This window comes from Nocardia sp. 348MFTsu5.1 (assembly GCF_000383535.1).
In the GTDB taxonomy this organism is placed as follows: Bacteria; Actinomycetota; Actinomycetes; order Mycobacteriales; family Mycobacteriaceae; genus Williamsia; species Williamsia faeni.
In genome coordinates, this window is record NZ_KB911522.1 from 68,804 (window position 1) to 81,171 (window position 12,368).

Sequence of the window (12,368 nt, forward strand, 5' to 3'; positions counted from 1 at the left end):
GTTATCCCTTCACAGCGCCGGAGGTCAGACCGGCAACGATTCGACGTTGGAATATAAGGACAAAGAAGATGATCGGGATCGTGATGACCACGGCCGCAGCCGCAGTCGATCCCGTGGGTTCTTCGAATTGACTGCTGCCGGTGAAGTTCGCGATCGCCACCGGAGCCGTGATCGACCGTTCCGTCGACGTCAGTGAGATCGCCAGCAACAGGTCGTTCCAGGCGAAGATGAACACCAGGATCGCCGCGGTCACGATTCCCGGAGCCGCCAGCGGCGCGATGACCTTACGAAATGCCTGCGCCGGTGTGGCGCCGTCCATCTTCGCCGCCTTCTCCAGTTCCCACGGGATCTCCTTGAAGAATGCCGACAAGGTGTAGATCGCCAACGGCAACGCAAAGGTGATGTACGGCAGGATCAGACCGATCCAGGTGTCGAAGATACCCAGCTGTCGTTCAATGTTGAACAAGGGCGTCACCAGCGAGATCTGGGGGAACATCGCGATCAGGAGCGCCGCACCCACCAACGCTTTCTTGCCCGGGAAGTCCAGTCGCGCAATGGCATAGGCGGCCATCGTGCCCAGAACCACGGCGATCACCGTGGTGATCAACCCGATTCCGATCGAGTTGCGCAGTGCCGAGGTGAAAGCGCTGGTGTCGAAGATGCTCGTGTAGTTGTCCCACGTCCATTCGACGGGGATGAAGTTGCCGTCCTTCACCGTGCCCGGCGGTTTGAACGACAGACTCGCGATCCACAGAACCGGAATCAACGCGTAGGCCAACACGATCAGGTTGACAACCGACCACCCGATACGGCGTCCCATCAGATTGTTCATCGGTGCCTACCGCCCTTCGTTGTCAGAGCCGGGCGCCGCGGCGCCGAACAACTTGATGAAGATGAACGCAATGATCGCCACGCACACGAAGATGAGCACGCTGATCGCGGATCCGACGCCGAGGTTGAAAGCCTTGAACAGGTTGTCGTAGCCCAACATCGAGACCGAGTACGTGTTGTTGGAGCCTCGGGTCAGGATGTAGATGTTGTCGAACACGCGGAAGGCGTCGAGCGTACGGAACAGCAGCGCCACCAGGATCGCGGGTTTCATGAGCGGAAGAATGATCCGCCACAGCCGGGTCCATGGACCGGCACCGTCCATCTGCGCCGCCTTGAGGAGGTCGTCCGGCACCAGTGCCAGGCCGGCCAGGAGCAGCAACGCCATGAATGGTGTTGTCTTCCAGACCTCCGCGAGGATGATGACCGCCAGCGACGGCCACTGCTCGGTGAGCGGGGCGCTGCCCTCGGGCAGCAGGTTCGCCAGATACCCCGTGCCCGGTGTCCAGGCGTAGTACCAGGAGAACGCCGCGGCCACGGTCACGATGCCGTACGGGATCAGGACCACCGTGCGGATCAGGCCTTTGGCGAACAGCGTGCGGTGCATGACCAGGGCGATCGCCATGCCGAGCACCAGCTCGATGGCCACCGACACGACGGTGATGAACGACGTGATGGCAAGGGCCGTCCACCAATAGCTGTCGGTCAGGACTGTGGCGTAATTGGTGAGTCCGATGAACTCGTTGTCATCCGGTGCGGCCAGGCTGGCCTTCAGCAGGCTGAGCCAGAACGCGTACACGATCGGGAACCCGGTGACCAGGATCATCATGATCACCGCTGGGGTGATCAGCCAAAAACCCAGCTTCCGTTCGGCCCGCTTGCCTTCGCTCAGTGCGGGCTTCTTCTTTTTGCTCGGAGCAGATTCCTTGTCCAGCGTTGCGGTCATGGGATCAGTCCCTCCCCTTTGAGTGCCTTGTCGACCTGCTCGGCCAGTACGTCGACCATCGGTTCCGGATCCCAGGAACCGACCGGACTCAGCTTTGCGGTGATCAGTGTCGAAATCGCCTGGTAAGCAGGCGAGGCCGGTCGCAACGCGGCCGATTCGCTCTCCAGCTGGGCCTTGATCAAATCACCCATCGGGTAAGCCGCCGTGAACTCCGGGTCGTCGTAGATCGATGCGATCGTGGGAGGCGTACCACCGCTGATCGCGTACAGCTTCTGGGACTGTTCGTCGGTCAGGCACTCAGCGGCCTTGAACGCCAGTTCTTTTTGCTGCGAGGTGTCGGCGACCGCGATGTTGACCCCACCGAGAGTCACCCGCGAGTTCTCGCCTTCTTGCACGCCCGGGTACCTGCTGAAGTCGAACTTGGTCCGCACCAGGTCATTGACCGGCGCGAGATCCGCATCGGCAGGCGGATTGTCGGGATCGGCGAACATCGGACCGTACTGCTGCTCCACCTCTTTGAGGAATGCCACATCGCCGGCGGCCGAGTTCGTCCGCATCGACGGGAACACAAACGGCCAGTTGACCTCGAAGGTGGCCTGGCCGCTTTCCATTCCGAGACGGGCCGACGATTCATCGCTGTTCGTGATCGAGGGATCGTGACCCGGCGCCGTTGCAACGGCCTTCAATACCTGCAGTGCCTTCAGCGTTGCCGCGCGGTGTTCGGGCGTGTCGTTGAGCGTCTGCTTGTCCGGGTTCGCCGGGTCGAGCACCCGCCCGCCGGCACTGACGAGCACCGAGTTGAACCACACCATCAGACCCTCATACTGCTTGCCCTGCACCATGATGTAGCTCGGTCCACCGGCTTTGCGGATCTGCTCGTTCTCGACCAGCATCTGGTCCCACGTGGTGGGCGGTGTGGTCCGGCCCAGATACTGCTGGAGCACGTCTTTCCGGTACCAGAGCAGCTGCGTATTGGTCCAGGTGGGAATTGCGTAGAGACGCGCGTTGGCGTCGTCGGCGGTCTTCCACAACGCTGTTTCGATCGGTCCACCGAGCGTGGTGTCCGCAACCTTGGCCGCTAGATCGTCCGGGACCGGTTCCATCCAGCCGGCGTTGGCGAACTCCGCGGTCCACACGACGTCCATACCCATGAGGTCCAGGCCGTGGTCGTCGCCGGCGAGCCTGCGCGCCAACTGCAACCGCTGGTCGTCCGCGGATTTCGGAAGGACAAACGTCTTCACCTTGTATTCGCCATTCGAATTGGCGGTGCAGGTGGCTCCTGCCTCTTCGATGAATGAGGCGCCATCGGCGGGGGCGTAAATGTTGATCGTCCCGGGCGTACTTCCGGAATCGCAGGCACTGATCACCGGTAGCGCCACAGCGATTGCAGCGCAGGACAATCCGAATTTCTTTAGTCCGCCGTATTTCTTGGGTCCCGAATCGGGGAAACCCGCTCCGTCAATACCTGCGGACAATTTCCCTTCCGCGGGGCGATCGCCTTTGCGCTTCACGCAGCCTCCTCGATGCGTTGGAGGTGCGCGCAGTCTTCCAAGCACACACCTGAATGCCCAGCACTTACGTTATAGCCGCCAAATAGTGACGCGCAGCACAATGGACATAGTGGCACCAAGAAGTGATCAAGTGACGCAGGAACGCCGTTCCAGGCGTGTCGTTTCGAGTTCGGGCGGACGCTAGGGCCGCAGGCGGGTGAGCATGTCGCGGGCCCGTTCGGCGCTCTTCGGATCGCACAGCACGTCGTAACGGCCCGCGACCAACTGCATCGTCGACGAGAAGTCACGTTGGCCCCTGGTGGCCGCATACGGGATCGACGTCGTCACCACACCGAAGACGACACCGCCGACCAGGCCAATGATCAACGGCATCAACGGATCCTCGACAACAATTCCCACCAGCAGCCCGAAGAACAGACCCAGCCAGGCACCGGACACGATCCCGCCGCCGATCACCTTGCCCCAGGTCAGCCGCCCGAGCACCCGCTCGACCTGCATGAGATCAACACCGACGATGGTGACGTCCTGGACCTCGAAGTGCTCGTCGGCGAGGAAGTCCACAGCGCGTTGGGCTTCCGCGTACGTCGTGTACGAACCGATCGGCCACCCCTTGGGCGGCGTCGGCAATCCTTGTCGCGGCTTCGGTTGCATCGGGTTGGTCATCGTCACCGTGTCCTTCGTGGAAAAACTGTTCGGGGCCGAAATGCCGAGCGGTTCGGTGATGCCTTTCAGTCCTGTGCGGCAGCGTCGGCATCCGGTGTCCGTGTCATGCCCGCGGCCCGCCCCTTGGCGGCGATCACCTCGGCCATCTTCCGGCTCGCCTCGTCGATCATCTCACCTTCGAAGCGGACCGCACCGCGCTCGCCGCCGGCGGCCGACGTCGCATGTGCGTATGCATCGAGGAGGTTCTCGGCGGTGTCGTAGTCCGACTGACGGGGACTGAAGACCTCGTTGGCGATGTCGATCTGACTCGGATGGACCACCCACTTGCCGTCGTAGCCGAGCGCTGCCGAGGCGTCGGCCACCGCCCGGAAGCCTTGCGCATCATCGATTTTCAGGTAGGGACCGTCGATGGCCGTCAAACCATGTGCGCGGGCCGCCACCAGGATGGTCATCAACACATGGTGATGCGCGTCGCCGGTCACGTAGCCCTGCGGCTGCTCGCCGACAGCGAGGCCGCGCATACCCAGACTGGCCATCATGTCGGCCGGACCGAGCACCAACGAACGCAATCGGTCACTCGCCGAGGCGATTTCGTTGATGGCCGCCAGCCCCTGCGCATTCTCGATCTGGGCCTGCACCCCGATCTGCCCCACCGGCAACCCTGCGTTGATCTCCAGTTGCCGCAGCAGCAGATCCAACGCGGTCACCTGTGCGGCCGAGGTCACCTTCGGGAGCAGGATCGAATCGAGGTGCGCACCGGCACCCCGGACCACCGTCACCACATCGTCGAGCGTCCACGGTGTGGTCCAGTCGTTGACCCGGACGACCCGGGCCTGCCCTGCCCAGTCCGGTGCCGCGAGCGCCGTCACGACCGCAGCGCGACCGGCCGCCTTCGCACCGGGGGCCACGGCGTCCTCGAGATCGAGGAAGATCTCGTCGGCGGGCAGTCCACGCGCCTTCTCCAGCATCCGCGAGCTGCTGGCGGGTACGGCGAGAATGGACCGGCGGGCGGCGGCGTACATGTGACTCCTCGTGACGATGGCGTGGCGTTCGATTTCTTCCATGTCTGATTCTGCCCGCATCTGAAATCTGCCGCGGACGTGGCCGTACCGACGGCGCTGCCCGGTGGCCTGACGTTGCCCCACTACCCTTACAGCCATGGCAGCGGTGAGCAAAGCATTCGTGGCCAGGCTGGCCGGTCTGGCGGTGCTCGGTCCGGACGGTGAATCGATCGGCCGGGTCCGGGACGTGGTGGTCTCGATCAGGTTCGGCACCGGACAACCCCGGGTCCTCGGTCTCGCCGTCGAATTGACCACCCGCCGTCGCATCTTCGTACCGATGCCACGCGTCACCGCCATCGAACCGCACTCCGTCACGCTCAACACCGGAACCGTGAGCCTGCGCCGGTTGATCATCCGGCCGGGTGAGGCTCTCGTCCTCGGTCAGATCGTCGAATCGCGGGTGCGCGTTGATGATCCGGATCTGGCGCACCTGCAGGGCGAGGACCTGACGGTCGTCGACCTGGCGATCGAGCGGCGGCGCACCCGGGACTGGGTGATCTCCCGGGTCGCGGTCCGCGGCGCCCGCACCCGACTCGGCCGACGCGGCGAGACCCATGTGGTCGAGTGGAACCACGTGCTCGGTCTGACCCAGAGCGCCCTGGCACTGCCAGGACAGGGTGTGGCCCAGATCCTGTCGCGATTCGAGGGCATGCGCGCCGCCGACGTCGCCCATGCGCTGCGCGAACTCCCGGCCAAACGGCGCCTCGAGATCGCCTCGGCCCTCGATGACGAACGGCTGGCCGACGTCGTCCAGGAACTCCCCTCGGACGATCAGACCGAACTGCTCACCCATATGAAAGTCGAACGGGCCGCCGACGTGCTCGAGGCCATGGACCCCGACGACGCTGCCGACCTGCTCAGCGAACTCCCCGACATCGAGGCCGAAGCCCTGCTGCAGTTGATGGACCCGGAGGAGTCCGAACCGGTCCGCCGGCTCATGCTGCACTCACCCGACACCGCAGGCGGCATGATGACCACCGAACCACTGGTGGTCACCGCCTCCACGACCATCTCTGAAGCGCTGGCCCGGGCGCGCAATCCCGACCTCACCCCGGCATCGGCATCCCTGACGTTCGTGGTGCGGCAACCGACGTCCACACCGACCGGCAAATACCTGGGCTGCGTCCACATCCAGGCCCTGTTGCGGGAACCGCCCGCCAACCTGGTCGGAGGTATCCTCGACGACCGGCTCCCCTGCCTGGGCTCCGAGGACTCGCTGGAGAAGGTCACCCGCTACTTCGCCACCTACAACCTCGTCTGCGGGCCGGTTCTCGATGACGACGGACACCTCATCGGAGCGGTGACCGTCGATGACCTCCTCGACCACCTCCTGCCCGAGGACTGGCGGGAGACCGAGGCCGACGACGATGAGGACGACGACGATGAGGACGACGACGTCACAACCGAAGGGATGCGGTGATGACTTCGAAGCCGTCCGACGCCCGTCTGCAGGACCGCGCCGAGCGCCAGAGTGCACGCTCGGCCCGACGCCTGGACACGCCCGGGGAGCGTCGTCGGTGGAATTTCAATCTCGATTCCGACGTTGTCGGTGTCTACGGCGAGCGGATAGCCCGCTTCCTGGGCACCGGCCGCTATCTGGCCATCCAGACCATCATCGTCATCATCTGGATCTTCCTGAATATCGCGGTCATCACCCTGCAATGGGATCCGTACCCCTTCATTTTGCTCAACCTGGCGTTCTCCACCCAGGCCGCCTACGCCGCACCGCTGATCCTGCTGGCCCAGAACCGTCAGGAGAACCGGGACAAGGTCTCGCTCGAAGAAGACCGGATGCGGGCCGAGCAGACCAAGGCCGACACCGAATTCCTGGCCCGCGAGTTGGCGGCGGTCCGACTCGCCGTCGGCGACACGGTCACCCGTGACTACCTGCGGCGCGAACTCGACGATTTGCTGACCGAGCTGTCGGAACGAATTCTGGGCGACCGGGCCAAGACCGAGGGGTCCGGGAAACCGGTTGCCCCGCATACCGATTGAGTCGAGCCCCGTGGTCCGCTGCAGGATCACCAATCGCTGCATTTCTGTGACAAATCGATTTCGCCACGCACCCCGGTGACAAATATGTATCGTGGGTCACATTCGCCTGGGCCATCCCGGGGGGCCGGGGAGATCTAACAGGAGCGGTATCGCGTGCGGTGGGGTCGAGTCCAATTGTTGACCGGTTGTGCGGTCGTCGGTGTCGGAATGCTGGCCGCGGTGACCTCCAGTGCGCACATCGGTCCGGCGCCGGCATTGACCGCCAGCGCCGAGGTGGATCTCGCGGGTGCCTTGATCCTGCCCCCCTCGGCTCGACCTGACCTCGCCTTCACACCGCCGCCACCGCGAGAGGTCGCCCCGGAACCGGTCGCGCCGACTGCGGAGCCACAGCGAGTGCCGGCGGCCCAACTGCCCGCCGGACCGCTGGGTATCCCCGGCATCGTCCTGCATGCCTACAAACTCGCCGAACAACGCGTCGGCGCCGAGAGCCCGCAATGCCAGCTGCCCTGGTACCTGCTCGCCGGCATCGGCCGGATCGAATCGGGGCACGCCGGCGGCGGCAACGTCGACAGTTCCGGCACCACCCTCACCCCGATCGCCGGCCCGGTGCTCGATGGCACCCTGGCCGGCAACGCCGTGATCACAGATAGCGACGGCGGTCGCCTCGATGGAGACGCCGGCCACGACCGGGCGATGGGGCCGATGCAGTTCATCCCGTCCACGTGGGCCGCCTGGGGTTCGGATGCCAACGGTGATGGCAACGCCGACCCGAACAACATCTTCGACTCGACCTACTCCGCCGGCCGGTACCTCTGCTCAGGCGTCGTCGACATCATGTCGGAGAAAACCCGCGTCAGTGCGGTCATGCGATACAACCATTCGGCGGAATACGCCGCGAACGTGCTGTCCTGGGCCATCGGATACGCCACAAACGCCGCGCCCACCGACACCGGACCACTGCCGGATCCGACGTCATCGAGTTCGAGTTCCTCGTCGAGCAGCAGCACCAGTCCCTCCGGCAGCTCGAGCAGCAGTTCGTCGTCGAGTTCGTCGTCCTCGTCCCCCACACCCGAGCCCTGCGTGATCGTCTGTCTGCCACCGGAACTGCAGTCGTTGCTGCCCCCACCGCCACCTCCACCGCCGCCCGCCTGATCGGATCCGGAGCCGATGGCGGGTTCAACCCCGGCCGAAGTGGGCGACGTTTGGCGCGCGCGTAAACTGATCGCCTGATGACACAAGCAACATTGCCGACCGAGTCAGCCATTCGCGCAGCTCTGGCCAAAGTGAACGACCCCGAGATCGGTAAACCCATCACCGACCTCGGCATGGTCAAGTCGATCTCGATCGCCGACGACGCGAGCGTGGCCATCGTGATCTATCTGACGACAGCCGCCTGCCCGCTGCGCACCGAGATCACGCAGCGCGTGAGTACCGCTGCGGCCGACGTCCCCGGGGTGGGCGCGATCTCCGTCGAACTCGACGTGATGAACGACGAGCAACGCACCGACCTGCGTAAAAGCCTGCGCGGTGACCGCGCCGAGCCGATCATCCCGTTTGCCCAGCCAGGATCGCTGACGCGCGTCTATGCCGTCGCCTCCGGCAAGGGTGGTGTCGGCAAGTCGAGCATCACCGTCAACCTGGCTGCGGCGCTGGCCGAGCGCGGATTGAAGGTCGGTGTGCTCGACGCCGACATCTACGGCCACTCGGTGCCCCGCATGCTGGGCAACGACGCAAAGCCCACGCAGGTCGAGAAGATGATCATGCCGCCGATCAGCCACCAGGTGAAGTTCATCTCGATCGCGCAGTTCACGAGTGGCAACACCCCGGTCGTCTGGCGTGGGCCGATGCTGCACCGCGCGTTGCAGCAATTCCTTGCCGATGTGTTCTGGGGCGACCTGGACATCCTGCTGCTCGATCTGCCCCCGGGCACCGGCGACGTGGCGATCTCGGTGGCACAGCTCATCCCGGGCGCCGAGATCCTGGTGGTGACCACTCCACAGCAGGCGGCCGCCGAGGTTGCCGAGCGTGCCGGAGCGATCGCCCTGCAGACCCGCCAGAAGATCATGGGCGTGGTGGAGAACATGTCGTGGATGGAACTTCCCGACGGAACCCGCATGGAACCGTTCGGCTCCGGTGGCGGCGCCAAGGTCGCGCAGCGTCTCACCGTCGCTGTCGGCGCCGAGGTACCGCTGCTGGGCCAGATTCCACTGGACCCGGCCCTGCGCGAAGGTGGCGACGAAGGTATCCCGCTGGTGCTCTCCGCCCCCGAGTCCGCGGCCGGTGCCGCGCTACGTCAGGTGGCCGACAAGCTCGCCGTCCGCAAGCGCGGGCTGGCCGGCATGAACCTGGGCATCGACACCGCCCGCAACGTCGGCAAACCCCTGCTCTGATCACCGATTACGCCGACGATCAGCGGCGGAGCAACGTTCGCGGCCTCAGCCTCAGGTGGCGTCCCAGCGATCGACGCCGGTGACGTCAGCGGCCGGGGCCGGGGCCGGGGCCGGGGCCGGGGCGACGGTCTTGGACAACGAGGGCGGCGCCGGTTTGTCGGCGGGGGTGGCAGGGATGACCCTCGAGTTCTCATCGGTGGTCGGCAACGGCTGGGATACCGGTTTGATCTTGGTCCCGGAATCGAACGTGCCCGTGAAGAACGAGTCGTCGCCGTCCAGCAGATGCTTGGTGATCACCTTGCGAGGGCTCATCCCCCGCAGCTCGTTGAGATCGGCCAGTGGTTTGCGCAGGTCCTCGAAATCGGCACCGAGGTCGTCTTTGAGCTGGCTGGTGGCGCCGGTGGCGTAGTCCCGGACCTGCCGTACCGACTTCAGAGTCCACTTGACCGCATCGGGTAACCGCTCGGGACCGAGGATCACCAGACCCGCGATCATCAAGATCATGATTTCGCCCCACCCGACGCTGCTGAACACGGCTCCAGATTACTGGTAAGTCAGCCGCTGTCGAATTGGCCGCAGCGATCTCGCAGGAACTTCTCAGTCGGCGGCCGGGGTGACGGTGCCCTCGAATGTCCGGCCATCGCGCCAGTATTCGAACTTCACCGGCTTTCCGATCTCGGCCGTGCGAACAGCCACCGTCAGTTCGTCGGCGTCATCGGTCACCCGGCCGTTGAACTTGGTGATCACGTCACCCTCGCGAATACCTGCCTGTGCTGCCGGAGAACCCTCGACGACGTTGCGGATCTGTGCTCCGAGCACCTGGTCGTTGCGGACAGAACTGGCGTTCACGCCGATCTGTGCGTGAACCACTTGTCCGGTCTTGATCAGGGACTGCGCGACCGGCAGGAACTCGTTGACCGGGATCGCGAACCCGAGGCCGATCGAACCGCCGTTCGGCGCCAGCCCGGCGGTGTTGATGCCGATGACACGACCCTGGTCGTCGACCAGCGGACCACCCGAGTTACCCGGGTTGATCGCGGCGTCGGTCTGGATGGCGTCGATGACCGCGTCGGTGTCGGACGTCTCGTCCGGACGCAGCGGCACAGCCCGATCGATCGCACTGACGATCCCGCTCGTAACGGTGCGATCGAGGCCCAGTGGCGCTCCGAACGCAACCACCTCTTCGCCGATCTGGAGCTTGTCGGAGTCGCCCAGCTGCGCCACGGTGAGGTTGTCCACGTTGTCGACCTTGAGGACAGCGAGGTCGGTCCGGATGTCGCGACCGACGATGCGAGCCGGTACGCGGGTCCCGTCGGAGAAGACGACTTCGAGTTTGGCGCTCGCGTCGTTGGCCGCCATCGAGATCACGTGGTTGTTCGTGACGATGTAGCCCTCTTGGTCGATGACCACTCCGGATCCGGTTCCGCCACCGTTGGGCAGGCGGACGTCGACCATGACCACCGACTTCTCGACGGCCTTCGCGACGCGGGCAACCTGACTACGTGGTTCGCCCTCGTTGTCGTCGTCGCTGCCGGACAGGCTCACTGTGTCCGAGTGCAGGGGCGAGGTGACTTCGGCGGTCAGCCGGCCGATCAGGCCCCCGAGCACTCCGACCAGCACGGCGATCACCGCCAGCACCGCCAGGGCCTGCCAGCTGACCTTGCGGTCGAAGAGCACTTCGCGAACACCCAGCTTCGGCCCGGGGGTGGTCGGTGGTGGAGGAACCTTCGTCTCGACCGCCGGCGAACTCAGGCTCGCCGCGGCATCGGGATCACGCCAGGGATCTTCGGGTTCGGGGGTCTGATCGACGTCACCAGCGTCTGCATCCGGATCCCGTTGCAGGGTGTCCGGCGCGCCTTCGGGACGGGAGAACGCTTCACGCAACACCGGATCGGGATTCGACACGACCGGCTGCGGTGACCGCGAAGGTGCGGCATCGGACGGTGCAAATGCACCCTCGACACCGGCGGGGCGCCCGAATACGGCCGCAGTCTGCGGCGGCACCGGTGGCCGTTCATTCGGCCGTGGTCCCAGTCGGGGGGCCTGATCGAACTCGCCTGGTGCAGTAGGGGAATCAGCGCCGAGGCCGTACTTGTCAGTGTCGGTCACTGGCCCGCCCGGTCATCCGGTCTCATGAAAAACTCGAACCCCTCGTTCGCGGCTATTCGGTCGCAGATTCACCGGCACCGCCGATCAATCCTCACCGAGGCTACCTGCCTGGCTGTGCAAAACCCGAGACTCCCTGGCGACCCGGGACAAAACCGGCCGCGACCTGGTTGTCCGCAGACCAACATCGCGGCGCTACCGCACACGCATGGTTCAGCGGTTACGCCGGCGGTGGACCGGGAAACCGGGTGAACCGAGCAGCGGTTCATCAGGCGTGACCTCTGCCGGATTACCGGCGGTGGCGCGGAGGTCGATCTCTCTGGTGGGAATCTGATTGAGCGCACCGAGCAGACCCGCGGGCATCGCGACCTGACCGGAGCGGCGCAGAGCCGCACGCGCCGAGCTCTGCGCGTCGACCTCTGCGCGGCACTGCGCGCACATCTCGAGGTGCTGCGACGCGCGCATGTACGCATTCATCCGCAGCTCGCCGTCGACATAGGCCGCGACCGCCTCGGTCGCGAGATGTTCGGTGGACAGGAAGCGACGACCGCCGGCACTGCCCGGCGCGCGATAATCCTTGTTCGACGAGACCATCGACGACGCCGGGAACCAGCCCAGTGACCGACGCCGGTTACGCAAACCATTGGTTCGGTCGTCCTTGCCTGACTCCTTGGCGCCGTTCACGTCGGCGCGGTTCACATCACCGGGGCCGGAGTCTTCAGGGGTGCGTTCACTCACCTCGTCCGCTCCTTTTCTCACGTGCCCGACGGGCATTTGGGCATCTCGACAACTCGCCTCGACTCTACGGACTTCGGCGCATGTTCGCCGTGTCCTCGTCCAACACCACCAACGAAGTCGTGTCCCCGCG

The 12,368-nt window shown here is 65.0% G+C and carries 12 protein-coding genes; 4 read left to right on the top strand and 8 right to left on the bottom strand.

Annotated features, from left to right (window positions below; all coding sequences use genetic code 11):
- Nucleotide 1 precedes the first annotated feature (1 nt).
- The 5 genes from H290_RS0122335 to H290_RS0122355 form a co-directional block, all read right to left on the bottom strand.
- Nucleotides 2-832 (bottom strand): carbohydrate ABC transporter permease, encoded by an 831-nt coding sequence (locus H290_RS0122335; RefSeq protein WP_020109065.1) that lies wholly within the window; start codon nt 830-832, stop codon nt 2-4.
- Nucleotides 833-838: 6 nt separating this feature from the next.
- On the bottom strand, nt 839-1,849 hold the full coding sequence (locus H290_RS0122340) for a carbohydrate ABC transporter permease (RefSeq protein WP_369758841.1): 1,011 nt from the start codon (nt 1,847-1,849) through the stop codon (nt 839-841).
- Complete coding sequence (locus tag H290_RS0122345; RefSeq protein WP_020109067.1) at nt 1,771-3,285, bottom strand: extracellular solute-binding protein; 1,515 nt, start codon at nt 3,283-3,285, stop codon at nt 1,771-1,773. Before H290_RS0122345 ends, H290_RS0122340 begins: the two co-directional genes overlap by 79 nt.
- A gap of 180 nt (nt 3,286-3,465) precedes the next feature.
- Nucleotides 3,466-3,948 carry a general stress protein gene (locus H290_RS0122350; RefSeq protein WP_020109068.1) on the bottom strand — a complete coding sequence of 161 codons (483 nt, stop codon included), beginning with the start codon at nt 3,946-3,948 and terminating at the stop codon, nt 3,466-3,468.
- A gap of 65 nt (nt 3,949-4,013) precedes the next feature.
- Nucleotides 4,014-4,970: a CoA ester lyase gene (locus H290_RS0122355; RefSeq protein ID WP_020109069.1), complete on the bottom strand. Its 957-nt coding sequence runs from the start codon at nt 4,968-4,970 to the stop codon at nt 4,014-4,016.
- A 136-nt stretch (nt 4,971-5,106) separates the two neighbouring features.
- Between H290_RS0122355 and H290_RS0122360 the strand changes: the two genes are divergently transcribed.
- From H290_RS0122360 to H290_RS0122375, 4 genes are all read left to right on the top strand, one after another.
- Nucleotides 5,107-6,429: a magnesium transporter MgtE N-terminal domain-containing protein gene (locus H290_RS0122360; protein ID WP_020109070.1), complete on the top strand. Its 1,323-nt coding sequence runs from the start codon at nt 5,107-5,109 to the stop codon at nt 6,427-6,429.
- Entirely contained in the window at nt 6,429-7,004 is a 576-nt protein-coding gene (locus H290_RS0122365; protein WP_020109071.1) for a DUF1003 domain-containing protein, read from the top strand. Before H290_RS0122360 ends, H290_RS0122365 begins: the two co-directional genes overlap by 1 nt.
- Before the next feature lie 207 nt (nt 7,005-7,211).
- Complete coding sequence (locus tag H290_RS29480) at nt 7,212-8,156, top strand: lytic transglycosylase domain-containing protein (protein ID WP_020109072.1); 945 nt, start codon at nt 7,212-7,214, stop codon at nt 8,154-8,156.
- A 77-nt stretch (nt 8,157-8,233) separates the two neighbouring features.
- Nucleotides 8,234-9,394, top strand: coding sequence for an Mrp/NBP35 family ATP-binding protein (locus tag H290_RS0122375; RefSeq protein WP_020109073.1), 1,161 nt, complete (start codon nt 8,234-8,236; stop codon nt 9,392-9,394).
- 51 nt (nt 9,395-9,445) lie between these two features.
- Here H290_RS0122375 and tatB read toward each other — a convergent pair whose 3' ends face one another.
- From tatB to H290_RS29485, 3 genes are all read right to left on the bottom strand, one after another.
- Nucleotides 9,446-9,928, bottom strand: coding sequence for a Sec-independent protein translocase protein TatB (gene tatB / locus H290_RS0122380; RefSeq protein WP_020109074.1), 483 nt, complete (start codon nt 9,926-9,928; stop codon nt 9,446-9,448).
- A gap of 63 nt (nt 9,929-9,991) precedes the next feature.
- A complete protein-coding gene (locus H290_RS0122385) occupies nt 9,992-11,503 on the bottom strand; it encodes a S1C family serine protease (protein ID WP_020109075.1) in 1,512 nt (503 codons plus the stop codon).
- Between the two features lie 210 nt (nt 11,504-11,713).
- Nucleotides 11,714-12,238 (bottom strand): hypothetical protein, encoded by a 525-nt coding sequence (locus H290_RS29485; protein ID WP_369758840.1) that lies wholly within the window; start codon nt 12,236-12,238, stop codon nt 11,714-11,716.
- Between the last annotated feature and the right edge of the window lie 130 nt (nt 12,239-12,368).

Excerpts from the sequence above, each read along its gene's own strand:
- H290_RS0122335 (WP_020109065.1), bottom strand. The coding sequence starts at position 832 with ATGAACAATCTGATGGGACGCCGTATCGGGTGGTCGGTTGTCAACCTG.
- H290_RS0122350 (WP_020109068.1), bottom strand. The coding sequence starts at position 3,948 with ATGACCAACCCGATGCAACCGAAGCCGCGACAAGGATTGCCGACGCCG.
- H290_RS0122355 (WP_020109069.1), bottom strand. The coding sequence starts at position 4,970 with ATGTACGCCGCCGCCCGCCGGTCCATTCTCGCCGTACCCGCCAGCAGC.
- H290_RS0122360 (WP_020109070.1), top strand. The coding sequence starts at position 5,107 with ATGGCAGCGGTGAGCAAAGCATTCGTGGCCAGGCTGGCCGGTCTGGCG.
- H290_RS0122365 (WP_020109071.1), top strand. The coding sequence starts at position 6,429 with ATGACTTCGAAGCCGTCCGACGCCCGTCTGCAGGACCGCGCCGAGCGC.
- H290_RS29480 (WP_020109072.1), top strand. The coding sequence starts at position 7,212 with ATGCTGGCCGCGGTGACCTCCAGTGCGCACATCGGTCCGGCGCCGGCA.
- H290_RS0122375 (WP_020109073.1), top strand. The coding sequence starts at position 8,234 with ATGACACAAGCAACATTGCCGACCGAGTCAGCCATTCGCGCAGCTCTG.